This window comes from Kribbella sp. NPDC026596, from assembly GCF_040638415.1.
In the GTDB taxonomy this organism is placed as follows: domain Bacteria; phylum Actinomycetota; class Actinomycetes; order Propionibacteriales; family Kribbellaceae; genus Kribbella.
In genome coordinates, this window is sequence record NZ_JBEZYF010000021.1 from 1 (window position 1) to 23,441 (window position 23,441).

The window sequence follows — 23,441 nt, forward strand, 5'->3', positions numbered from 1 at the left end:
CTCGAAGCCGAGCTTGGCGCCGACGAACTCCAGACCGTCCGGATGCGCGCTCGCGAACAGGCTCACTCCACCGGCCACCACGAGGGTGACCGCGACGCCGACGCCGAGTGAGCGCCCGGCGGGCTTGGCCGCGATCGGCTTGTCCGGCGAAACCGTGGAGGTGTTGCCGTCGGCATCGACGAGGATCAGATCCCGCTGCAGGTGCCGGGCGGCGTACACGAGGTCGGGCCGGGTGGCCACGACCGCGCTGAGCACGGCGGCGGTGATGACGGCCTCGCCGATCCCGACCAGGATGTGCCAGCCGACCATCGCGGTCGCCAGCTTGCCGAGCGGGATGTCGACCGCGCCGCCGATTGCGTACAGCCCGGTGAACGCCAGCGCGGCGATCGGCACCGACACGAGTGCGCCGACGGTCGCCGCCGGTACGACGCTGCCCACCCGGCGGGGCAGCACCCGCAGCACCGCGCGGGTCAGGAAGTACCCGACGAGCACCGTGATCAGGCCCATCAACGTGATGTTCGTGCCGAGCGCGGTCAGCCCGCCGTCCGCGAACAGCAGCCCTTGGACCAGGAGCACCGTCGACATCACGAGCACGGCGGTCCACGGGCCGACCAGCGCGGCCGCCAGCGCACCACCGAGCAGGTGCCCACTGGTCCCCGCGCCGACCGGGAAGTTCACCATCTGCACCGCGAACACGAAGGCCGCGGTCAGCCCGGCCAGCGCCGGACCGGTCTCGCGGATCTCCCGGTTCGCCCGCTGCAGGCTGAACCCGACCGCACCGGCCGCGATCAGGCCGGTGGCGACGGACGTCGGCGCATCGAAGAAGCCATCAGGAACATGCACGGCCTCATTCTTGATCTAGTTGCGACCGATTCGCAACAAGGGATCTCATAACTGTTGCAGGGCCGCCCCGATCGCTCGGTGGAACGTCGGGTAGGCGTAGATCATCTGTTGCAGAGAGTGCACAGGAACGCGCGCATGTACCGCGACCGACAGCGCGCTGAGCACCTCGCCACCGGTCGGGCCGGCGCTGGTCGCGCCGACCAGGATGCCGCGCTCGGTGTCGGCGATCAGCTTGATGAAGCCCTCGTTGCCGGCCTTGTGGATCCAGCCGCGGGTCGAGGCCGGGATCTGGGTCAACGCGGTGCGGACGTCCAGCCCCGCCTCCCGGGCCTGCTTCTCGGTCATCCCGACCGCGCCGATCTCGGGATCGGTGAAGGTCACCCGCGGCATGGCGTGGTAGCTCGCGGTCGGCGCGTCCGGCTCCTGGAGGATGTCGCGGACCGCGATGTCGGCCTGGTACATCGCGTTGTGGGTGAACACCCCGACGCCGGTGACGTCGCCGATCGCCCACACCTTGTCCCCCGCCCGGACATGCTCGTCCACCTCGATCCGGCGGGCCTTCGGGTCGAGCCCGAGCTTTTCGAGGCCGAGCTCGTCGGTCGCGATCCGGCGTCCCGTTGCCACCAGCAACTTTTCGCCGCTGACCGAGGACCCGTCGGCGAGCGTGACGGTGAACGTGTCACCGGAGTACCCGACCCGCTGAGCCCGCGCCCCGGTGAAGAAAGTGACGCCGTCGCGCTCCAGCGCCTCACGGGCCAGTACGCCGGACTCCGGCTCCTCCATCGACAACACCTCGGCGGCGCCCTCGACCACGGTCACCTGCGTGCCGAACCGGGCGAACACCTGGGCCAGTTCCATCCCGATCGCCCCGCCGCCGAGGACCACGATCGAGGCCGGGAGCGTGTCCGCCTCGATCGCCTCCCGGTTCGTCCAGTACGGCGTACCCGCGAGGCCCTCGATCGGCGGGATCGTCGGGATCGTGCCGGTCGCGATCACCAGACCGCGGGATGCTTCGTACTCGCGGTCACCGGCCCGGACCGTGGTCGGCCCGGTGATCGTGGCGCGGTCCTTGATGATCGTGGCGCCCTTGTTCACCAGCCGGTCCACCGCGACCTTGTCGTTCCAGGTGTCGGTGGCCTCCTCCCGGATGCGCCTGGCCACCGGAGCCCAGTCCGGTTCGACCGTCGCCGTACCGGCCATGCCGTGGACGCGACGGGTCTCGGCGAGCAGGTTCCCGGCCCGGATCATCATCTTGCTCGGGATGCACCCGTAGTACGGACATTCGCCGCCGACCAGCCGGGACTCGATACCGACCACCCGCAGCCCCGCCTGCGCCAGCCGGCCGCTCGTCTCCTCGCCACCGACGCCCACCCCGATCACGACCACATCCACGTTGTCAGCCATGCCGCCCAATCTCGCAGACCGGCCGGAACCGGCCAAGCGCTGAGCCTGCGTGTCATCGCGCGGTAAGCATCCGTTCACTGCGCCGGGCTACGGTCGGGGCTCAGAGAAGTGGGGATCGCAGTTGTTCGATTTCTCGGGTTTCGGCAGCATCAATCTCGAAACCGTCATCGCCGCCATCGCCCTGATAGGTACGGCCGTCGCCTGGCTGCTCGACCGGTACGTGCTGCGCCGCAAGCGGCTCGTCTACCGGGTCCAGGTGGACGCCCAGATGGGGGTGTATCCGAGCCAGGACAAGACCCAGCGGATGGTCGACGTCGAGGTGCGGCACCAGGGCGCCGTGGTCGAGGACCCGAGCATCGTGCTGCTCCGGCTGGACAACGCCGGCGGGATGGACATCGACCCGCACGACATGCACGAGAAGGTGTCGTTCGCCTTCCCGGACCGCAAGATCGTCGGGCTGAAGGTGACCGAGGCGCACCCGAAGTCGCTCGGCGAGATGCTGCAGCGCCGGATGGTCCCGGCGAACTTCGTCGACACCAGCAAGCTGGTGCTGCCCCGGATCGCGATCAACCGCGGCGACCACTTCAAGTTCCTGCTCGTGTTGTCCGGGACCGGCAAGGGCGTCGGTCACTCGGGCTATCTGGCCGGCGGGTCGACCGGTGGCGGGGTCTATCACGAACCGCGGCCGCGCGGCCCAGGTCGGCGTACGTTGATGTTCGGTGCGCTGTCGCTGGTGCTGGTCGGTGCGCTGGTCGCGTTCTTCCTGGTCGACGTCTTTCAGCCGCCGGACGACTGCGTGTCGGGTCAGCTGCGGGTGATCGGCTCGACGGCGGTGGAGCCGACGATGCGGGAGCTGCGGACGGCGTACGCGGCCGAGTGCACGCACGCCGATATCACCATTGACGCGAACGGCAGCCGCAGCGGGGTTCGCAGCCTGAACGAGATGGACGCGAAGGCCGCGGACAAGGTCATCGCGATGTCGGACGGGCCGGCCGAGGACGCACCCAACCTGCGCAGCGAGCCCGTCGCTGTCGTCGTGTTCGCTGTGATGCTGAACCGGGCGGCCGACGTCACGGCGCTGAGTACGGCGCAGTTGCGCGAGATCTACAGCGGGAAGGTCACCAACTGGAAGCAGGTCGGCGGCCGGGATCTGCCGATCCGGATGGTGAGCCGGGTCGGACCGGACTCGGGATCGCGGCGGGTGTTCCGGGAGAAGGTGCTCGGCGGTGATCAGGAGCTCGGGATCTCCTCCGACGACTGCCGGCGCGACGACGATGCGATCGCCAAGTACCACCGCTGCGAGGTCGGTGCGACGGAGGAGTTGCTCACCCGGGTCAACGAGATCGACGGCGCGATCGGGTACGCCGAGCTCGGTGGTGCCCGCAAGTTCCCGGAGATCGCGGTCGCGACGGTCGACAACGTCGTACCCGATCCGTCGAAGGTGGCGTCGGGGTCCTACAAGTTCTGGGAGGTCGAGCACGCGTACACCTACCAGGTGCCGGAGGCCGGGTCGCTGACCGCGGCGTTCCTGGACTACCTGCGGTCGTCGCCGGCCCGCCCGGTGCTCGAGCGCAGCGGCTTGGTCCCGTGTGGCGATCTCCCGACCGGGTTCTGTGGTTAAGGTGCACGCATGTACGTCATCGCGCACCTGAGTGACCCGCATCTCGACGGCTCGGAGGAGGCGCGCGGCCGGCTCCGGCGGATCACGTCGTACCTCCGCGAATTCCGGCGTCCGGTCGACGTCGTACTGGTCACCGGCGACCTGGCCGATCACGCGCTGGAAGAGGAGTACGCCGAACTGGCGGCGGAGCTCAAGCTGGACATGCCGGTGCTCGTGCTGCCCGGCAACCACGATGTGAGTGCGCCCCTGCGATCCGGGCTGGCGTCGTTCGTCGACGCGGCCGGCGAAGGCCATCCGGTGCACCAGGTTCGGGACGTCGGCGAGGCACGGTTCGTCCTGCTCGACACGACCGTTCCCGGTGAGAACCACGGCCTGCTCCCCGAGGAGTCGCTGGCGTGGCTGGACGGCGTACTGCGGGAGCCCGTCGACGGACCGCTGTTCGTTGCGTTCCACCAGCCGCCGTTCGACCTCCATCACCCCACGATGGATCAGTGGATGCTCCGTACTCGCGAGCCGTTCGCGGCGGTCCTCGAGGGCAAGCCGGTGACCGCGCTGTTCGCCGGTCACGTCCACAACGCCATCTCGGCGACGTTCGCGGGGATCCCGCTGCGCGTCGCCCCTGGCATCCGGTCCTCAGTGCCGCTCCCCTTCGAGCCCGCCACCACGGCCGGCACCCTGGTCGACCCCACCGCCCACCCCGGCTTCGCCCTCCACGTCCACGTAGCCGGAGAGCCCCTCCAAACCGTCTATCGCTACCCGGTCCGATGACCGATCTCGCCTTGCGGGTCCTCGGTCGAGTCGAGTCCCCGTTGGCCAGCCGAGCCGACGCGCCACGTCAAGGCGACGAAGGCGCCCCGGACGCGTGGGTCGTCTTCGACGAGTCTGTCCGCGCCGCTCTCGCCGACCTCGCGGCCGGCGACGAGATCATCCTGGTCAGCTGGTTCGATCGGGCCGATCGCGACGTCCTCACGGTGTACCCGCGCGGCGACCGCACCCGGCCACCGACCGGCGTCTTCAGCACCCGATCCCCCGACCGCCCCAACCCGCTCGGCCTGCACCGGGTCACCGTCCTCGCCGTCGACGGTCTGCGCCTGCTCGTGAACAACCTCGAAGCTCTCGACAACACCCCGATCGTCGACGTCAAGCCTGTGCTCGGGGACGTCGCCGACCGCTGATCGGAGACCGGCTCGGGTAGGGGCCGGTGAGGTAGGTGTTGACCTCCGCGATCGTGCCGTCGGCGTCCCTGATCACGTGCCGCAGCCCGTTCCATCGGGCGACCTCGACTCCGATCGCGATCAGCCGCAGCCGGCTCGCCCCGGAGGCGAACGGCTCCGTAGTGTCACAACGCCGCGTGTACCACGTGCCGCCCTGGTGGTAGGTCTCCACATCCGCGTGCAGCTCGTGGGTGCTGTCCGGCTCGTACTGGTCGCACGATGTCATTCGTCCCGCCCTCAGTGAGAAATCCCGCCCACTGAAGTTCACCAGCCGGCACCCCTCCACCACCCCGGCCGAAAGTCCCCTATCACAGGGACCTGGGTCCCAGGATCAGCGGGTCACCGTGGGACAGGTCCAGGATCTCGGGTCGCGGCCGGGGCCGGCATCACCCACCACAGCTGACGACGTCGGGATGTCACCTCCGCCTGGCGGCCTCGCGGAGCATCGCGTCTGTTTCGGGGTCGGGCATGAGCTCCCGCACCTCTTGCGCGCAGCGGCAAGCGGCCGCGATCTTGGCAGCCCACGCCAGCGCCTCCTCGCGGGTGGCCACGTCGACGACCGAGAACCCGCCAATGACCTCCTTGGTCTCCGGGTACGGCCCGTCGGTGACCATCCCGTCCGTAGCCACGACGCTCGCCCGCTGCCTCTCGAGCCCGCCGCCGTACACCCACACGCCGGCGTTCACGGCCTCCTCGACCACCTCGTGCGAGGCCTTGCCCACGTCGGGCCAATCCTCGGCGGGGATGTGGTCCATCGCACCGTCATTGAACGAGATCAAGTACTCCGGCATCCCATGACTCCCTTGTCCCGGCGGCCTCTCCGACCGCCTCTCGCCTGTTCTACGAACGACTCGCCCCGGATCCGACGCCATGCCAGAAGAAATTCTCACAAGATCTCCGCCGCCATCGAAAACGGCGGCAGACGATGGGAACCGCTGAGTGGCGAGGTCCCTTGTCTGCCGCCGTTCCGGGGACCGTCGAGCGTGGTCCGGATACGCCTTGATCAGAAGTTGATCATGTGGCCTTCGAGGCCGTGGAAGGCCTCTTGGAGGGCTTCGCTCAGGGTCGGGTGGGCGTGGACGTTGCGGGCCAGTTCCTTGGTGGTGAGGTCCCACTTCTGGGCCAGGGTGAGCTCGGGGAGGAGCTCGGTGACCTCGGGGCCGATCAGGTGCGCGCCGAGCAGTTCGCCGTACTTGCTGTCGCTGATCACCTTGACGAAGCCGGTCGGGTCGCCGAGACCGTGCGCCTTGCCGTTCGCGGTGAACGGGAACTTGGCGACCTTGACGTCGTGCCCGAGCTTGCGGGCCTCCTCCTCGGTGTACCCGAAGCTGGCGATCTGCGGCTGGCAGAACGTCGCCCGCGGGATCATCGCGTAGTCGAGCTCCATCGTCTCGTGCCCGGCGATCGTCTCGGCCGCGACCACTCCCATCGCCTCGGCCGCGTGCGCGAGCATCAGCTTCGCGGTCACGTCACCGATGGCGAAGATGTTCGGCACGTTGGTCCGGCAGTAGCCGTCGATGCCGATCGCACCGCGCTCGGTCAGCTGGACGCCGATCTTGTCCAGGCCGTAGCCGTCGACGCGCGGCTGGAAGCCGATCGCCTGCAGCACCTTGTCGGCCGCGATCGTCTGCTGTACGCCGTCCTTGCCGGTCACCGTCACCTTGACCTGCGAGCCGGAGTCGTCGATCGAGTCGACCCGCGTCGAGGTCAGCAGGTCGATGCCGAGCTTCTTGTACGCCCGGGCCAGCTCCTTCGACACCTCCGGGTCCTCGAGCGGGACGACCCGGTCCAGGAACTCGACGATGGTCACCTTCACGCCGTAGTTCGCCAGCACGTAGGCGAACTCGACACCGATCGCACCTGCGCCGGCGATGACCATCGAACCTGGCAGCTCCTCGGTAAGGATCTGCTCCTCATAGGTCACCACGCGCTCGCTCAGCTGCGTGCCCGGCAGCAGCTTGGTGGTCGCGCCGGTGGCCAGGATGCAGCTGCCGAAGGTGACAGTCTCCGAGGAGCCGTCGTTCAGCGTCACGTCGAGCGTGTTGGCGTCGGTGAACGAGCCCCAGCCGTCGAACTCGGTGATGTTGTTCTTCTTCATCAGGAAGTGGACGCCCTTGACCCGGCCGTCCGCGACCTTGCGGCTGCGCTGCACCGCGGTCGGAAAGTCGAAGCTGACCTCGCCGCTGATACCGAAGGTCTTCGCCTCCGCCCGGAAGATGTGCGCCAGCTCGGCGTTGCGCAGCAGCGCCTTGGACGGGATACAGCCCACGTTCAGGCAGACACCGCCCCAGTACTTCTTCTCGATGATGGCGGTCTTGAGGCCGAGCTGGGCAGCGCGGATCGCCGCGACGTACCCACCCGGACCCGCGCCGAGGACAACAACGTCAAAGTGCGAGGCCATGGTGTGAACTTTAGTGGGTCGCACCAGCCGATCGGACCACTGGTACGACGCTCGCCCGCAGGCGTGACCGGGGTCACTGGAACGTCCCGATCGGGCAGTGTTCACCGCCGCTGCACGCCCTGTGCGGTTACAGTCCGTTCATCCGGGTTCCGTCAGGACCGTTCGCCGCCTACGCTGGGCACGCGCGGGGGCCGTCTCCCTCCGCGCGCGTGAGGCGAGACGAATGGGGGCCTGATGGTGCTGGGGAGCCGTCGGGGGCTGCGATTGGCGGCACTCGGCACACTGCTGGCGGCGGTAGCGCTGCCGGCGTACGCCGATGACCCGACACCTCCCCCACCCGCGTCCGTCACGGACGTGAACCGCTCCCTCGAGCAGCTCCAGGCCGAGGCCGCTGCCGTCCAGGCCGACTTCGCCAAGGCGACCATCGCCTACACGAACGCGCTCAAGGCCGCGCAGACCGCCGAAGCCGCCGCGAAGAACGCGGAAGCCAGCGCGACCGTCTCCAAGAGCAGGGCGGACACCGAGCGTCGCCACCTCGGACTGCTGACCGCACAGGCCTATCAAATGGGCATCCCGACCGTGCTCGGCACCGAGTCGATGCTGTGGTCGCTGGCACCGATCGCGGAGAACCTGCAGGAGATCGCCGACCGGCAGACCGCCATCACCCAACTCGGCAGCACTCAGGTCGCGCAGTACCGGACCGCGATGGTGGCCGAAGCCGAGTCCAACCGGCTGACCGCGGACGCCGCAAGCAAGCGGGCGGCCGCGAACGAGGCCGCGGGCAAGGCCAAGGAGCTCAGCCTGCAGGTGCAGCAGAAGGCCGCCTTCGCCGCGGCCGCGATGGAAGGACAGGCCGCGGACCTCGACGGCGCGTCCGAGCTGTCCAAGCAGTTGCAGCTCGCCCGCAACCAGCAGGCCCTCAGCCGCTGGCAGACCTACCTGACCGAGCTCGCGGCCGCGAAGGTCAAACCCCCGGCAGCCGCCGTACTGAAGAACCCTGCCAAGCTTCCGGCCGGCCTGCAGCCGCTGACTCGCCGCGGCGCCTCGGTCGCCGGCGTCGCGACCGTGGTCGACGGCGGCCGGACCGTCCGAGTGTTGTCCGCCGAGACGATCCGCGCGGTCAACCAGGCCTTCAGCCTCCTCGGCAAGCCGTACGGCGTGGCCGCGACCGGCCCGGACAAGTACGGCTGCCTCGGTGCGGCGCGGGTCGCCTGGCAGCCCTACACGACGCTCCCCAACCTGGTCGGCAAGGTCTACCCCGACTACCAGGCTGTGCCGACGACCCAGATCCAGCCGGGCGACCTGCTCGTGATGGGCAGCAAATCGCTCGGACTCGTCCACATCGGTGTCGCCCTCGACAACGGCGAGATGATCGCCGCGGACGAGGCGAAGGGCTCGGTCGTCGTCACCACCGTCCCGGACAACCTGTACGCCGCTCTGCGCCCGACGCTCGGCGCACCGGCCAAGCCGCAGGTCGCCCCCACCGCAACCTCCAACGCCGTCGCGTTCCGCTGCGGCAACACGGCAACGTCGGTCAACGTCGGCTCCGGCGCCTGGACCTGGCCGCTGGCCGACGGGACCTTCGAGATCGGTACGGCGTTCGGCCAGGCCGGGTCGATGTGGGAGACAGGCTTCCACACCGGCCAGGACTTCCCGGCCGCCGTCGGTACGCCGGTGCGCGCGGTGACCTCGGGTGTCGTCCGGGTCGAGCACCCGGCCTGGGCCGGGAACCTGGTCCGCATCGACCACGGCAACGGCCTGGAGACGCTCTACGCACATCTCAGCCAGATCGATGTCGCCGACGGCCAGCAGGTGACCGCCGGCCAGCGGATCGGTGCCGTCGGCACCGAAGGCAACTCGACCGGACCGCACCTGCACTTCGAGGTGCACCTCGGCGGTGACCCGGTCAACCCGATGCCGTTCCTGGCCACCGGGTCCGCGAGCGTCGGGTGGGGCGGTTTCAGCAACGGCATGATCCCGGCGAGCAAGCTGTGCGCGATCGGGTCGGTCCACCGGCTCCGGTGTGACGCCGCGGCGGCGTACCTGAAACTGGCGACCGCTTACCGCGCCCAGTTCGGCAGGACGCTCTGCATCACCGACTCGTACCGCTCGTACTCCTCGCAGGTCGACCTGTACGCGCGCAAGCCGTCCCTGGCCGCCCTTCCGGGGACGTCGAACCACGGTTGGGGTGTCGCGGTCGACTTGTGCGGTGGCATCGACAAGTACGGTACGGCGCAGTACCAGTGGATGAAGTCCCACGCCGAGACCTTCGGCTGGGTCCATCCGGCGTGGGCGGATCAGGGCGGCAACCGCGAGGAACCGTGGCATTGGGAGTTCGGCAACCCTGCCACCGCGTAGTCTTGGTTCGTGGCCGAGCAAGAGACTCCCGACCGCACTGATCACAACATCACCCTGGACGCGAAAGACGACCGGTGGGAGTGGCGGCGGCGGATCCGGGAGAACCCGAAGAAGCTCCTGTTCTACCGGATCGGGGTCGGGGTGGTCGGTGGCCTGCTGATCATCGCCGCACCGTTGACCGGCTGGCTGCCGGGGCCGGGCGGCATCCCGTTGTTCATCGCGGGCCTCGCCGTGCTGTCCAGCGAGTTCGAGTGGGCCCAGCGCCTGCTCTACAAAGTGAAGGACTGGGTCAAGGCCCTCACTACCTGGACCGGCAAACAGCCCGCCTGGCTGAAGGCACTCGGCACAGTCGCACTGTTCCTCTGTGTGATCGTCGCCATCTGGCTTTACCTCGCCGTCCTCGGGGTGCCGGGCTGGTTCCCGGACCCCTGGGAGTCATTCCTGCGCAAGCTCCCGCTGCTCGGCTGAGTCGTAGTCCGGCAGCTCGATAAGGTTGCTCATCTTCTGGGCCATCTTCAGCATCTGGTTGAGGAAGAACCGGGTGTCGAGCATCCGGTTCCGCGCGGTGATCCCGAAGCGCGTGGACGGTGCGAGGAACTGACCCGACCGGCTGCCGTCCTGCGTGGCCGAGACCGCCTTGCGCAAGCGTGCCTCGTACTGCTCGAACGCGATTCGATGGTCGTTGCCCGCCCGCGCCAGCTCCCCCGCCAGGACGTAGGCCCCGACCACCGCCGTCCCCGTGCCGAGTGCTCCGAAGGTGGCGCCGTACCCAGCGTCGCCGAGCAGCACCAGCCGGCCCTGCGACCAGCGATCCACGTGCACCCGGCTGATCGAGTCGAAGTACAACTCCGTTGCCGTCGGCAACCCATCGAGCAGCGTGGGGACATGCCAGCCGACCTCCGCGAAGTGCTCGCGCACGATGGCCTTCTGCTCGTCCAGGTCGCGCCGGTCGTAGCTCAGCTGCGGTGACTTGAACACGAACAGCGTCTGCGCCAGCTCTGGATTGCGTCGGTCCTCCCCCACACTGGCCAGCTTCCCTGGCACGTTGTAATTCAGCGAGTCGCCCGTGATGCCGAGCGTGTTCGGCACCTCCCACCCGGCGACGTAGTACCCGAGATGACGCTCGGTCACCCGCTCCGCCGGCCAGGCGAGCCGGCGTACCACTGAGTGCATCCCGTCCGCGCCGATGACCAGATCGTAGGTCTCCTCCAGGCCGCTCTCGAACCGCACGTCCACGCCGCCCGCATGCTCACGCAGGCTCGCGATCGAGTCGCCGAACCGGTACGCCGCAGTGTCGCGACTGTGCTCGTACAGCACCCGGGACAGGTCTGCCCGCAGCACCTCGAGCTCGCCGCCCGCGAACTCGATCGGCAGTCGCATCAACTGCTGCCCGGACTCGTCGACGAACCGCATCGCCGTACCGCCGGTCTGGAGCGCCCGCAGGTCGTCGAGCACGCCCATCTTCCGCAGGACTTCCTTGTTCACCTCGCCACGGAAGTCCACGGCGTACCCACCCTGCCGGAGCGCCGGCGCGATCTCGACCACGGTCACGTCGTGCCCGGCCCGTCCCAGCCAGAGCGCCACCGACGGGCCCGCGACACTCGCACCCGATACCAGAACCTTCATCGCTTCCTCCTGAGTAATTGTGTCCGCTGGACACAGTAATGTGTATGGTAGACACAGTTCAAGCGAAAGCGGAAGGACACCGATGACCGAACTGCTCTGGGGCACCCAGCCGGTGCCGAGCCGCGGCCCGAAACCGGCGATCACCCTGGCCGGGATCGCGGAGGCCGCGATCCGGATCGCCGACGCGGAGGGGCTCGACGCGGTCTCCATGCAGCGGATCGCCGGCGAGCTGCCGGTCACCAAGATGGCGCTCTACCGGTACGTGCCGGGCAAGACCGAGCTGATCGCGGTGATGAGCGACCTGGCAATGGGCCCGCCGCCGGAGCGCCCCGCCCTACCGTGGCGCGAGGCGCTGCACACGTGGGCGATGGATCTCTACGCGGGATTCACCGGCCACCCCTGGCTCCTGCAGTCGACCATCGGGCGCCGTTTGCTCGGGCCGAACGAGCTGGCCTGGATGGAGCGTGGCATCGCAGCCCTGGTCGACTCGGGCCTGCGCGGCGGCGAGCAACTCGACTCGATCCTCGTCATCACCAGCCACGTCCGGAACATCGCCCAGCAGTCCACGACCTTCCCCGGTCACAGCGTCGGCCTCACCGAGGAGGAGATCACCCAGTCGCTGGCCGAGATCCTCAGCACCGAGGGCGATCGCTTCCCGAGCCTCACCGCGGCCATGCGCACCGCGGCCGGCAGCGAGAATCAGGGCCTCGAGTTCGGTCTCGACCGCATCCTGGACGGTCTCGAGTTGCTGATCACCGCACGGAAGGACTGAGCTTCTTCGAATTGAAACGTTGCCGATAGGCCGATGCGCTGAGCCCGTAGTGGGACTTGAAGCGGCGGGCGAAATAGTTCTGGTCCGGCCAGCCGACCGACTCGCCGATCCGGTTGATCGGCAGGTCCGTGTGCAGCAGCCGATCGGCCGCGAGTTCGACCCGGTGCCGCGACAGGTAGGCCATCGGCGGCATCCCGGTCACCGACTTGAACAGGCGCACCACGTACCCCGGAGCAAGGTGCAGAGCGTGCGCCAACTCGGTCAGCGTCCACTGTCGCGCCGGGTCGGCTTCCATCATCCGCATCGCATCCAGTACGGCGGGATGCGTCTGCTCACCACGATCGTCGCGTCCGGCCACCGTCCGCGCGACACAACTCAGGTACAGCGACAGCCAGCCGATCACCTCGGCCCGATGCCGGCTCACCGGCTCGTTGCGTAACTGCCGCAATCCCTCGAGATGGCCGATGCCCTCCTTGAGCTCGGCAGGATCGAGATGGGTGGTCAGCATTCCCCGGCGCTGCCCAGAGAAAGGTCCGGTCCACAGCAGGTAACCCAGCAAGGGATCCTCGCGCGCCCAGGCGAATTCGCGGCGGACCAGATCGGCCGAGAAGCAGCAGTTGTAGACCTCGAGCGAACGGCATTCCTCGTACTCGTGCCAGACCCCCGGACGCAGCAGGATCGCGTCGCCGACCTGGAGCCGCTGCCGGCCGGCCAGGCTGTGGTGCACCCCTTCGCCGCCGGTCACCAGCGCGATCTCGAAGAAGCTGTGGGTGTGCAGTGGATGGGAGTCCTCGTGCACGTGCGGACCGGCGTGCACCAGCGTCCCTTCGACGAAGTGCAGCACCGTCCCGCGGGTCCTCACCGGCTCGTCGGCCATGCCTCACGATACGGGCCAAGGTGCATTTTGTGCTACCACGAGTGCACTGCGGGCTAGTCCTCGACGAGTACCGGCCGCAGGGTTGGGGAACAGGCGAAACGTCCCTGGAACGGCGCAGCCATCAATCCGCAACAGCACGAGATGTTTCGTCGGAGCACCCAATGAATCGTTTCACTCGTCGGTAGGAGTCACATGTCGAACCTCGCCGCACCCACGTCTCTCCGCTTCGAGCATCGGGCCGCCCCCGTCCTGGGGATCGGCACCGCGACGCCACGGTTGTCCTGGCAGGTCCCGGCCGCGGACGCCGGCTACGCGCAGACGGCGTACGAGGTAGAGATCAGCACGGGCACGACGCAGGTCTACACCGTCCAGTCCCCCGACCAGGTCCTGGTGTCCTGGCCGGGCGATCCGCTTGAGTCCCGCGAGTCCGCGCAGGTTCGGGTGCGCGTCCGCGGCAACGACGACTGGAGTGAGTGGAGTGAGCCCGCGACCGTCGAGGCCGGTCTACTCAACCCAGCCGATTGGAGCGCGCAGTTCGTGAGCCCGCGCGACAACGCGCTCGGCTCTCCCGCTCCCCTGATCGCCGGTGTCGCCGATCTGCCGGCCGGCATCGTGAAGGCCCGCCTCTACGCGACCGCGCACGGCGTCTACCGTCCCGAGCTGAACGGCGAGCGGGTCGGCGACGAAGAGCTCGCGCCCGGCTGGACGGCGTACCAGTACCGGCTCCGCTACCAGACCTACGACGTGACGAGCCTCGTCAAGGACGGTGCGAACCAGCTGGAGTTCCTCCTCGGCAACGGCTGGTATCGCGGCCGGCTCGGCTTCCAGGACCAGGACCAGGTGTACGGCACCCGCCTCGCAGTCCTCGCCCAGCTCGAGGTCACCACGTCCGACGGCCGGCTTCACACGATCGGCAGCGACGGCACCTGGACCACCCGCGAGAGCGCGATCACGGCCGACGACCTGTACGACGGCCAGAGCACGGACCTCCGCCGTACGCCGGGAGAAGCCGGGCCGGTGGATGTCCTCGACGCCGACCTCAGCCTGCTCGTCGCACCCGACGGCCCGCCGGTCCGCATCACCGAGGTCCTGCCCGCGGTCGAGATCAGTACGTCGCCGTCGGGCAAGACCCTGGTCGACTTCGGCCAGAACCTGGTCGGCCGGGTCCGGCTGACCGTCCGTGGTGGCGCCGAAGGCGACCAGATCGTCCTGCGGCACGCGGAGGTGCTCGAGAACGGCGAGCTGGGGGTTCGGCCGCTCCGGACCGCCAAGGCCACCGACACCTACGTCCTGGCCGGTTCCGACGAGGTCACCCTCGACTCGCCGCTCACGTTCCACGGCTTCCGGTACGCCGAGGTCACCGGCGTCAGCGAGCTGCGCAAGGAAGACCTCGAGGCGATCGTGGTCGGCAGCGACCTGACGCGAACCGGCTGGTTCGACTCGTCACACGACCTGCTGAACCGGTTCCACGAGAACGTCGTCTGGGGCATGCGTGGCAACTTCCTCGACGTACCGACCGACTGCCCGCAGCGTGACGAGCGGCTCGGCTGGACCGGCGACATCCAGGTCTTCTCCCCTACGGCGAGCTTCCTGTTCGACAGCGCCGGCTTCCTCACGAACTGGCTCGCGGACCTCGCCGCCGAGCAGCAGAAGGACGGCTCGGTGCCGTACGTCGTACCGGATGTCCTGAAGAACAAGGCCCCCGCCACCGCGGCTTGGGGTGACGCGGCAACGATCGTGCCCTGGGTGATCTACGAGCGCACCGGCGACGCCGGGCTGCTCGCCCGGCAGTTGCCGAGCATGCGCGCGTGGGTCGACAAGATGGCCGACCTGGCCGGCAGCGACCTGCTCTGGTCCGGCGGTTTCCAGTTCGGCGACTGGCTCGACCCGACCGCGCCGCCGGAGAACCCGTTCCGCGCGAAGGCGGACCCGGACGTGCTCGCGACCGCCCACCTGGCCCGCTCGGCCGAAGTGGTCTCCAAGGCCGCCGAGGTCGTCGGCGACGCCGACCTGGCCCGTGAGTACGCCGACCTGGCCGCGCGCGTCCGGCAGGCCTTCGCCAGCGAGTACGCCACCGAGGGCGGACGGGTTTTGAGTGACGCGGCAACGAACTACGCCCTTGCGCTGCAGTGGGCCCTGCTGCCGACCGAGACCCAGCGTCAGCGGGCCGGCGAGCGCCTCGCCGATCTGATCCGGACGGCGAGCTTCCGGATCAGTACCGGATTCGTCGGTACGCCGTTGGTCGCGGACGCACTGGCCGATTCCGGACATCCTGACCTCGCGTACCGCCTTCTGCTACAGACAGGCTGCCCCTCTTGGCTGTACGCAGTGACGATGGGCGCGACGACGATCTGGGAACGCTTCGACAGCATGCTGCCCGACGGCAGCATCAACCCCGGCCAGATGACGTCGTTCAACCACTACGCCCTCGGTGCCGTCGCCGACTGGCTGCACCGTCGCGTGGCCGGGCTGGCTGCCGCCGACCCCGGCTACCGGACGATCGACGTACGCCCGCTCTTCACCTCGCACCTCACGAAGGCGTCCGCCAAGCACGTCACGCCGTACGGCGAGGCCGCGGTCGAGTGGACCCGGTCCGACGGCGAGATCCGGCTCAGCGTGACCGTGCCGGTCGGGTCGACGGCGAAGGTCGCCGTACCGGGTGAGAGTGAGCCGGTCGAGGTCGGGCACGGCACGCACGAATGGACCGCGACGGACCCGGCCGGCGAGACGCCCGGGCTGGCCGCCGAACCGACCGTCCGGCAGCTCATCGACCACGAGTCCAGCTGGGACGCCCTCGTGGCCGCGGCTGTCGAGGCCGACGTCGTCACCGACGACGCCGACCTGGCCGCGCGGCTGGAGCGCTACCTCGACCTGCCGGCCGGCCAGCTGGTCGACGCGATCAGCCGGCGCGACTTCTCCCCCGCAACCCAAGCCCTGCAGGCGAAACTCGACGCCCTGCTCGACAACTGATCCTGCTCACAACTGAACCTTTGCACCGATGTCCGCCCCGCTGCAGATGCCCTGAAGAAACATCCACTTGGAGGTCATGATGACGTTCCGCCCAGGCGCGAGAGGACTGGCCGTCATTGCCGTCTGCTCGCTCGCCCTGACCGCGTGCAGCGCGGGCAGTCTCGGTTCCAGTGACGACGCGGGCGGTGGAAGCTCGGTCGAGATCACGTACCTGACCACGAATCAGGATCAGGACGTCAAGGAAGCCGAGCAGCTCGCCAAGGACTTCCACGCGAAGAACCCGACCATCACCGTGAAGGTGGAGACCCGTCCCGGTGGCACCGAGGGCGACAACATCATCAAGACCCGGTTGTCCACCGGGGACATGGTCGATGTGTTCAACTACAACACCGGGTCACTGTTCAATGCGATCGCACCGCAGAAGAACCTGCTGTCGATGAACGACGAGCCGTGGGTCGCCGACCTGGACGACAACTTCAAGAAGACCGTGACCGCCGACGACCAGGTGTACGGCGCACCCGTCGGCGGGTTCATGGGCGGCGCGGTGCTCTACAGCATCCCGGTCTACACCAAGCTCGGGCTGCAGGTACCGACGACCTGGGCCGAGTTCATGGCCAACAACGCCAAGATCAAGGCCGCCGGCGGCGTCGCGCCGGTGATCCAGACCTACGGCGAGACCTGGACGTCGCAGCTGTTCGTCCTCGGCGACTTCCACAACGTGGCCGCCGCCGAGCCGGACTTCGCCGACAAGTACACCAAGAACGAGGCGAAGTACGCGACGTCGCCGGCCGCGCTGAAGGGTTTCGAGCACACCGAGGCCGTCCATGACGCCGGGTACGAGAACAAGGACTTCGCTTCGGCGAAGCTGCCGGACGGCCTCAAGATGCTTGCCACTGGCAAGGGTGCGCACTACCCGATCCTGTCCGGTGTGGTCGCGAACATGATCGCCACCTACCCGGACGCGGCCAAGACCGTCGGCCTGTTCGCACTGCCTGGTGACGATGCGAGCAAGAACGGCCTGACGCTGTGGACGCCGGGCGGTCTCTACATCCCGAAGACCACCGAGGGCGACAAGCTGGACGCGGCCAAGAAGTTCATGGCCTTCGTCGCCAGCCCCGACGGCTGCAAGTCCCAGTCCGAGGCGGGTGCGCCGACGGGTCCGTACGCGGTCAAGGGCTGCACGCTGCCGGACGACGTACCGCAGGCGATCAAGGACATGCAGCCGTACCTCGACAAGCCGGGCGCGTCCAGCCTGGCGCTGGAGTTCCTCTCGCCGGTGAAGGGCCCCTCCCTGGAGCAGATCACCGTCGAGGTCGGGTCCGGCATCCGGAAGGCGAAGGACGGCGCCGCCCGGTACGACGAGGACGTCAAGAAGCAGGCCCAGCAGCTCGGGCTCGCGGGTTGGTGAAGGTCCCATGACTGTGCTTTTGGCCTCGCCTCCGGCTCGGCGGGTCATGGGGCTTTGCTCCCGTCCTTCCCTCGTCGCTCCAGTCGCTGCGCTCCCTCCACTCCTCAGTCCAGGACGGGAGGTCCCATGACCATCACCTCCTCGGCCCGTCCGCGCACCGGCGCTGACGCAACCCCGGCCGCTTCGGCGGCCGGGGGGAAGGTCTACTCGCCGTACTCGTTCTGGTTCTACCTGCCGACCGCGGTGATCTACGCCGTCCTGTTCCTGGTTCCGACGTTCGCGTCGTTCTATTACAGCCTGACCCGGTGGAGCCTGTTCGAGTCGAAGTTCATCGGGCTGGAGAACTTCGTCACGTTCTTCCAGGAGCCCGCGCTGGTCAAGGGTTTCACCAACACGCTGATCTTCGCCGTCGTGACGTCGGGCTCCAAGGTCGTGCTCGGCCTGCTGCTCGCCGTTCTGCTGACGTCCCAGATCGTGGGGCGCGGGTATCTGCGGTCGGTCGTCTTCTTCCCGGTGCTGGTCAGCACCGTCGGCGTCGGCCTGCTGTTCCAGGTGCTGATGAATCCCGAGCGCGGCATCATCAACGGCGCACTCGGGGTGATCGGCATCAACGGCCCCGGGTGGCTGACCGACCCGAAATGGGCGCTGATGTCGATCGCCGCCGTCGACGTGTGGAAGGGCGTCGGGCTGGCGACCCTGATCTACATCGCCGGCATCGTGTCGATCCCGCGCGAGTACATGGAGGCCGCCCGGGTGGACGGCGCCGGGTCGTGGGAGACGTTCCGCCGGATCGTGCTGCCGCTGTGCAAGCCGGCCACCGTCACCGTGATCATCCTGTCCCTGATCGGCGGCCTGCGGTCGTTCGAGCTGATCTGGGCGATGACGCGGGGTGGCCCCGGCTTCACCTCGGACGTGATCTCGTCGGTGATCTACAAGCAGTACCAGGCCGGGTTCTACGGCCTGTCGACGGCGGGCAACGTGATCCTCTTCCTGGTGGTCACCGCGATCATCCTGCCGCTGTCGTGGTTCCTGAACCGTAAGGAGGTGGACATGTGAGCACCGCCGAGCTTGTCAACCACAGACCGGGCCGCAAGTACCTGCTCAGCGCGGTCGCGATCGTGTCCTCGATCGTGGTGTTCGTCATCCCGTTCGCGTTCATGGTACTCACCGCGGTGAAGGACCGGACGCAGGCCGCGGACCTCGACTTCACCTGGCCACACCAGTTCCGGTTCGTGCAGAACTTCATCGAGGTGGTCCAGGCCCGCGACTACATGCTGGTGATCGCCTTCATCAACAGCACGATCCTGACCGTGGCCAGTGTGACCGGCATGGTGGTGCTGGCGGCGATGGCGGGGTTCGTGCTGCAACGCCGCAAGAGCAAGTGGAACGGCTTCATCAACTTCCTGGTGCTGTCCGGGCTGATCATCCCGCCGGCCGTCGTACCGACGATCTGGGTGCTGCAGAAGCTCGGGCTGTTCCGGACCATGCCGGGGCTGATCCTGATCGAGATCGCGTTCGGGTTGTCGTTCTGCATCCTGCTGTTCCGGGCGTTCGTCGCGACCATCCCGCGGGAGCTCGACGAGGCCGCGATCATCGACGGGGCCGGGCCGCTGCGGTTGTTCTTCCGGGTCATCTTCCCGCTGCTCAGATCCGTCATCATCACCGTCGTCGTGGTCCAGTCGGTCAACGTGTTCAACGACTTCGTGAATCCGCTGTACTTCCTGCCCGGCGACAAGAACGCGACCGTCCAGCTGACCCTCTACAACTTCTCCGGTCAGTTCAGCACCCAGTACAACCTGCTGTTCATGGACATCCTGCTGATCACGATCCCGCCGCTGATCATGTTCCTGTTCTTCAACCGTCAGATCGTGGCCGGCCTGACCTCGGGCGCGATCAAGGGGTGAGCGCCGCAGGGAGGAGCTCGGACAGTTTCTGGTAATCCTGCAGTGAGTTGTAGGCGTGGGCGGAGAGGCGGATGAAGCCCCGGCCGTCGAAGCCGGTCAGGGTGATCTCCGCCTTGAGGTCGCGTGACACGCGTTCCTTGATCGCTTCGCCCGCGCTGAGGTCCACGGTCGAGGGGAGCTCGACGAGGCGCATCGTCGGGGCGGGGTGGGCGACCTCCGCCACCCCGGTCCCGAGCGCCTTCGCCACCAGCTTCGCCCCCTCGTCGAGCATGGCGCTCAGCTGCGCACGACGTACCGGCCAGTCGAGCTCGGCCAGGACGCGCAGCGACTCCGGCGCGGCGATCCAGGGCGTGTAGTCGTACGTCCCCTGCATGTCGAACCGCTCCGGCAGGCGCTCGTCGTACTCCGACCACGACACGATCAGCGGAACCGTTGCCGACCGCCACTGCTCGGCCACCACCAGACCGGCCGTCGCGCGCGGCGACGCCGGCCACTTGTGGAAGTTGCCGGTCCAGAAGTCGGCGCCGTCGGCCGCCGGTGCATCGATCAACGCCGGAGCATGCGCACCGTCGACCACGACCGGGACACCGCGGTCGTGACACACCTCGACCAGCGCCGCGATCGGGAACACGGCAGCAGTGCCCGAGCTGATGTGGTCCACGATCAGTACGGCGGCATCCTTCAGTTCAGCCGCGATCAGCGACACGACCGTCTCGTCGTCGGCCTCCAGCGGTACGTCGACCACGACCACCTCGGCCTGGTGGGTCCGGCCGAACCGCTCGGCGGCGTACCGGACCGCGCCGTACGCGTGGTTGGTCAGGACGATCCGGCTGCCCGCACGGATCGGCAGCGTGGCGAGCGCGGCTGTGACCCCGGCACTGGCGTTCGGCACGAGGGCGAAGCCGGCCGGGTCGGTCCGCAGGTACGACGCCAGCTCGAGGCGGCTCGTGGTCAACTGGCCGGCGACCGACCGGAACCACGCCATCGGGTTCACCTCGGTCTCGGCCCGCAGGGCGGCCAGCCTGTCCTGGGTCCGGCGCGGCACAGCGCCGTACGAACCGTGGTTGAGGTGCAGGACCTCGGGGTCGAGGGTCCAGAGGTCGGGGCGGGGGGTGAGTAGCGTCACCACCCAAACGGTACATACTTCCTGTCGTGTATCCCTACCTCGACCACGGCGGGCCGATCGCGATGGCTCACCGGGGCGGCGCGCTGCACCCGGACAACATCGGCTACGAGAACTCGCTGCACGCATTCCAGAACGCGGTGGATCTGGGGTACCGGTACCTCGAGACGGACCTGCACGCCACCAGCGACGGCGTCGTGATCGCCTTCCACGACAGCAAGCTGGACCGCGTCACCGACCGGACCGGGGTGATCGCCGAGCTGCCCTGGTCCGAGGTGAGCAAGGCCAAGATCAACGGCCACGAGCCCATCCCCCGGCTGGACGAGCTGCTCGAGCACTTCCCGGACATCCGGTTCAACCTCGACATCAAGGCGGAGAACGGTCTGCGGCCGGCGGCCGACGTACTGCGCTCGGCCGGCGCGATCGACCGGGTCTGTGTCTCGTCGTTCTCCCAGTCCCGCGTCCGGCGGATGCGCAAACTGCTCGGGCCTCGCCTGTGCACCGGGTACGGCGAGTGGGAGATCGTGCTGATCCGGTTCCTCCCGATCGCGCTGCCGGCGGGCGGGGCGTGCCTGCAGATCCCCCAGGGCTACGGACCGCTCCGCGTGCTCACGCCGGGGCTGATCAAACGAGCGCATGCCCGGGGCAAGCAAGTGCACGTGTGGACCGTGGACGATCCGGCCACTATGCGGCGGATGCTCGACGCCGGGGTCGACGGCATCATCACCGACCGCACCGACCTGCTCCGCGACGTACTGATCGAGCGCGGCCAGTGGGATTGAAGTGTTATCCGCGGGTACGCCGCTAAGTCCCCGGGACCTGACACACTTCCGCGCATGGGACTTCTTTCCGCCCCGGCGTCGGTGGACAAGCGCGAGTACTGGGGTTTCAGTCTCTACGACTGGGCGAACTCCGGCTATGTGACCACGGTCGGCACGGTGCTGTTCGCGCCGTACCTGACCTCGGTCGCCGAGCAGGCCGCCTGCGGGTACGTCGGGACCACGGACAAGCCCTGTCACACCAACCTCGACGTCCTGGGACTGGGCATCTCCCCCGGTTCGCTCGCCTTCTACGTCGTCACTGTGGCGACGCTGGTGTCGGCGCTGTTCTTGCCCGTGGTCGGGGCGATCGCGGACCGGCTGACGCGCAAGAAGCTCCTGATGTGCGCGTTCGCCTGGACCGGCGCGCTGGCCGCATGCTGCATGGTGTTCGTCGGCGGCGGCCGCTGGGGGCTCGGCGCGCTGCTGCTGTTCATCGGCAATCTGTGCCTGGGGTCGTCCCTCGTCGTGTACGACTCGATCCTGATCGACATCGCACCGCCCGACCAGCGCGACGCCGTCTCGTCCCGCGCCTGGGCGTTCGGTTACGCCGGCGGGTTCATCCTGCTGCTGGTCAACCTCGCCTTCGTCACCGCGCACGACGCGCTCGGGGTCAGTCAGGGCACGGCGGTCCGCCTCAGTCTGCTCAGCGCCGGGCTGTGGTGGGGACTGTTCACCTTCTTCCCGTTCCTGCGTCTGCGGGATCGCCCTCCGACGAGCGTCGTCCAAGTCCGGAGCGGGAGTCTGGTGCGCCAGAGCTTCGGGCAGCTGTCGGCGACGCTCAAGCACCTGCGCAGCTATCGGATGACGATGCTGTTCCTGATCGCGTACCTGTTCTTCAACGACGGGATCCAGACGGTCATCTCGGTCTCATCGACGTACGGCGAGAAGCAGCTCGGGTTCGAGACCCAGATCCTGATCGCGACGATCCTGCTGGTGCAGTTCGTGGCGTTCTTCGGGGCGCTGGCGTTCGGCCGGTTCGCCCAGCGGTACGGCGCGCACCGGACGATCTCCGGCGGGCTGGTGATCTGGATCGTGATCGTGATCGCCGGCTTCCTGCTGCCCGCCCACCAGATCGTCCCGTTCCTGGCCATGGGCGTCGCGATCGGCATCGTCCTCGGCGGCACCCAGGCGCTGTCGCGGTCCGCCTTCAGCCAGCTGATCCCGAAGGGCCGCGAGGCCGAGTACTTCTCGCTCTACCAGGCCGGCGAGCGCGGCACGTCCTGGCTCGGCACGCTGGTCTTCGGCCTGGTCCACCAGATCACCGGTTCCTACCGCCCAGCCATCGTCGCCCTCGGCCTGTTCTTCGTCGTCGGCCTGATCCTGCTCTCCCGCGTCGACATGCGCCGCGGCATCACCGAAGCCGGCAACGCCCAGCCCACCGTCGTCTAACCGGGTCCGACGGAGCCGACGAGCTTCCGCACGTCCTCCGGCGTGGGCATCGACTCCGTCGCTGTCGCACTTACCGCCACTCGGAAGTGACGTGCGCCCGGCCGGGGTGCTGGCCGGGCGCACGGATTGTGGGACTAGCGGGAGGAGGGGGTGGCGCCTGGATTGCGGAAGCCGCCGCCGAAGGCGCCCTGGCGGACGGAGGTTGCGGTGATCGAGCCGTCGGCGCTCTGGCCGCTGACGACGACCTGCTCGCCGGCCTTGAGGTCGGTGGCAGTGCCCTTCGAGGTGATCTCGTACGTCGTGTCGCCGGTGAGCTTGACCGTGACGTTGCCGTTCTGCGTCTTCACCACGAGCTCGGTCGCGGTCGCCGAGACCACCGTGCCGATCGCCGCGCCGCCGCCCTGACCGCCGGCGCCGCCCGGCAGCTGGCCCTGGCCCGGCCCGTTGCCGTTCTGGCCGCGGTAGCCGCCGTACCCGTTCCCGAAGCCACGGCCGCCGGCCTGCGGCTGGTTCGACGTACTGTCCGAGGCGAAGGCCGCGTGCAGACCCGCGCCACCGGCCAGGCCGACGGCCAGGACGACGATGCCGGCCAGGATCGCTGTCGCCAGCGGCAGGTTGAGGCTCTTCTTCGGCTTCAGCGCCGAGTCGACCTCCTCGTCGGACCCGATCTGGGCGAAATCATCGGGCGTCTGGTTGCTCATCGGAGGTTG

Annotated in this window: 21 protein-coding genes; 12 read left to right on the plus strand and 9 right to left on the minus strand. The window is 68.4% G+C overall.

Annotated features, from left to right (window positions below):
- Together AB0E63_RS19235 and AB0E63_RS19240 are read right to left on the minus strand one after the other, a co-directional pair.
- A partial coding sequence (locus AB0E63_RS19235; RefSeq protein WP_360367503.1) for an energy-coupling factor ABC transporter permease occupies nt 1–843 on the minus strand: 843 nt, incomplete at its 3' end.
- A gap of 45 nt (nt 844–888) precedes the next feature.
- Nucleotides 889–2,247 (minus strand): NAD(P)/FAD-dependent oxidoreductase, encoded by a 1,359-nt coding sequence (locus AB0E63_RS19240; RefSeq protein ID WP_360367506.1) that lies wholly within the window; start codon nt 2,245–2,247, stop codon nt 889–891.
- Between the two features lie 121 nt (nt 2,248–2,368).
- Between AB0E63_RS19240 and AB0E63_RS19245 the strand changes: the two genes are divergently transcribed.
- Genes AB0E63_RS19245 through tsaA form a run of 3 tightly spaced genes read left to right on the plus strand, consistent with a single transcriptional unit; the run spans nt 2,369 to nt 5,043 of the window.
- The gene (locus AB0E63_RS19245; protein WP_360367509.1) at nt 2,369–3,868 is read left to right on the plus strand and encodes a substrate-binding domain-containing protein; all 1,500 of its coding nucleotides are present in this window, start codon (nt 2,369–2,371) and stop codon (nt 3,866–3,868) included.
- A 9-nt stretch (nt 3,869–3,877) separates the two neighbouring features.
- Nucleotides 3,878–4,636: a metallophosphoesterase gene (locus tag AB0E63_RS19250; protein ID WP_360367512.1), complete on the plus strand. Its 759-nt coding sequence runs from the start codon at nt 3,878–3,880 to the stop codon at nt 4,634–4,636.
- Nucleotides 4,633–5,043: a tRNA (N6-threonylcarbamoyladenosine(37)-N6)-methyltransferase TrmO gene (tsaA, locus tag AB0E63_RS19255; RefSeq protein ID WP_360367515.1), complete on the plus strand. Its 411-nt coding sequence runs from the start codon at nt 4,633–4,635 to the stop codon at nt 5,041–5,043. The genes AB0E63_RS19250 and tsaA overlap by 4 nt, the downstream gene beginning before the upstream one ends.
- Here tsaA and AB0E63_RS19260 read toward each other — a convergent pair.
- The 3 genes from AB0E63_RS19260 to lpdA all read right to left on the minus strand — a co-directional run bounded on the left by AB0E63_RS19260 (nt 5,009) and on the right by lpdA (nt 7,483).
- Nucleotides 5,009–5,308, minus strand: coding sequence for a hypothetical protein (locus AB0E63_RS19260; RefSeq protein ID WP_360367518.1), 300 nt, complete (start codon nt 5,306–5,308; stop codon nt 5,009–5,011). The genes tsaA and AB0E63_RS19260 overlap by 35 nt on opposite strands.
- Before the next feature lie 190 nt (nt 5,309–5,498).
- Nucleotides 5,499–5,873, minus strand: coding sequence for a YciI family protein (locus AB0E63_RS19265; RefSeq protein ID WP_360367521.1), 375 nt, complete (start codon nt 5,871–5,873; stop codon nt 5,499–5,501).
- 212 nt (nt 5,874–6,085) lie between these two features.
- A complete protein-coding gene (gene lpdA, locus AB0E63_RS19270) occupies nt 6,086–7,483 on the minus strand; it encodes a dihydrolipoyl dehydrogenase (protein WP_360367523.1) in 1,398 nt (465 codons plus the stop codon).
- Nucleotides 7,484–7,717: 234 nt separating this feature from the next.
- Here lpdA and AB0E63_RS19275 point away from each other — a divergent pair, with 234 nt between their 5' ends.
- Together AB0E63_RS19275 and AB0E63_RS19280 are read left to right on the plus strand one after the other, a co-directional pair.
- Nucleotides 7,718–9,841 (plus strand): peptidoglycan DD-metalloendopeptidase family protein, encoded by a 2,124-nt coding sequence (locus AB0E63_RS19275; RefSeq protein ID WP_360367526.1) that lies wholly within the window; start codon nt 7,718–7,720, stop codon nt 9,839–9,841.
- Nucleotides 9,842–9,850: 9 nt separating this feature from the next.
- The gene (locus tag AB0E63_RS19280; protein WP_360367529.1) at nt 9,851–10,309 is read left to right on the plus strand and encodes a PGPGW domain-containing protein; all 459 of its coding nucleotides are present in this window, start codon (nt 9,851–9,853) and stop codon (nt 10,307–10,309) included.
- Here the strand turns inward: AB0E63_RS19280 and AB0E63_RS19285 are convergent.
- The gene (locus tag AB0E63_RS19285) at nt 10,277–11,467 is read right to left on the minus strand and encodes an FAD-dependent monooxygenase (RefSeq protein WP_360367532.1); all 1,191 of its coding nucleotides are present in this window, start codon (nt 11,465–11,467) and stop codon (nt 10,277–10,279) included. The two genes, AB0E63_RS19280 and AB0E63_RS19285, sit on opposite strands and share 33 nt — an antisense overlap.
- Before the next feature lie 82 nt (nt 11,468–11,549).
- Here AB0E63_RS19285 and AB0E63_RS19290 point away from each other — a divergent pair, with 82 nt between their 5' ends.
- Nucleotides 11,550–12,239: a TetR/AcrR family transcriptional regulator gene (locus AB0E63_RS19290; RefSeq protein ID WP_360367535.1), complete on the plus strand. Its 690-nt coding sequence runs from the start codon at nt 11,550–11,552 to the stop codon at nt 12,237–12,239.
- On the opposite strand, the gene AB0E63_RS19295 is transcribed toward AB0E63_RS19290, so the two are convergent.
- Nucleotides 12,220–13,116, minus strand: a complete 897-nt coding sequence (locus AB0E63_RS19295) for an AraC family transcriptional regulator (protein ID WP_360367538.1) — start codon at nt 13,114–13,116, stop codon at nt 12,220–12,222. The genes AB0E63_RS19290 and AB0E63_RS19295 overlap by 20 nt on opposite strands.
- 192 nt (nt 13,117–13,308) lie before the next feature.
- Here AB0E63_RS19295 and AB0E63_RS19300 point away from each other — a divergent pair, with 192 nt between their 5' ends.
- From AB0E63_RS19300 to AB0E63_RS19315, 4 genes are all read left to right on the plus strand, one after another.
- On the plus strand, nt 13,309–16,086 hold the full coding sequence (locus AB0E63_RS19300) for a family 78 glycoside hydrolase catalytic domain (RefSeq protein WP_360367541.1): 2,778 nt from the start codon (nt 13,309–13,311) through the stop codon (nt 16,084–16,086).
- A gap of 79 nt (nt 16,087–16,165) precedes the next feature.
- Nucleotides 16,166–17,494: an ABC transporter substrate-binding protein gene (locus tag AB0E63_RS19305; protein WP_360367544.1), complete on the plus strand. Its 1,329-nt coding sequence runs from the start codon at nt 16,166–16,168 to the stop codon at nt 17,492–17,494.
- Between the two features lie 126 nt (nt 17,495–17,620).
- Entirely contained in the window at nt 17,621–18,550 is a 930-nt protein-coding gene (locus tag AB0E63_RS19310) for a sugar ABC transporter permease (protein WP_360367547.1), read from the plus strand.
- Nucleotides 18,547–19,398 (plus strand): carbohydrate ABC transporter permease, encoded by an 852-nt coding sequence (locus AB0E63_RS19315; RefSeq protein ID WP_360367550.1) that lies wholly within the window; start codon nt 18,547–18,549, stop codon nt 19,396–19,398. Before AB0E63_RS19310 ends, AB0E63_RS19315 begins: the two co-directional genes overlap by 4 nt.
- On the opposite strand, the gene AB0E63_RS19320 is transcribed toward AB0E63_RS19315, so the two are convergent.
- Complete coding sequence (locus AB0E63_RS19320; protein WP_360367553.1) at nt 19,388–20,524, minus strand: aminotransferase class V-fold PLP-dependent enzyme; 1,137 nt, start codon at nt 20,522–20,524, stop codon at nt 19,388–19,390. The genes AB0E63_RS19315 and AB0E63_RS19320 overlap by 11 nt on opposite strands.
- Nucleotides 20,525–20,550: 26 nt before the next feature.
- Here AB0E63_RS19320 and AB0E63_RS19325 point away from each other — a divergent pair, with 26 nt between their 5' ends.
- Both AB0E63_RS19325 and AB0E63_RS19330 read left to right on the plus strand, forming a co-directional pair.
- Nucleotides 20,551–21,303: a glycerophosphodiester phosphodiesterase gene (locus AB0E63_RS19325; RefSeq protein WP_360367559.1), complete on the plus strand. Its 753-nt coding sequence runs from the start codon at nt 20,551–20,553 to the stop codon at nt 21,301–21,303.
- A gap of 54 nt (nt 21,304–21,357) precedes the next feature.
- Nucleotides 21,358–22,731 (plus strand): MFS transporter, encoded by a 1,374-nt coding sequence (locus AB0E63_RS19330; RefSeq protein WP_360367562.1) that lies wholly within the window; start codon nt 21,358–21,360, stop codon nt 22,729–22,731.
- A gap of 134 nt (nt 22,732–22,865) precedes the next feature.
- Here the strand turns inward: AB0E63_RS19330 and AB0E63_RS19335 are convergent, their stop codons facing one another.
- Entirely contained in the window at nt 22,866–23,432 is a 567-nt protein-coding gene (locus AB0E63_RS19335; RefSeq protein WP_360367565.1) for a hypothetical protein, read from the minus strand.
- Nucleotides 23,433–23,441 lie beyond the last annotated feature (9 nt).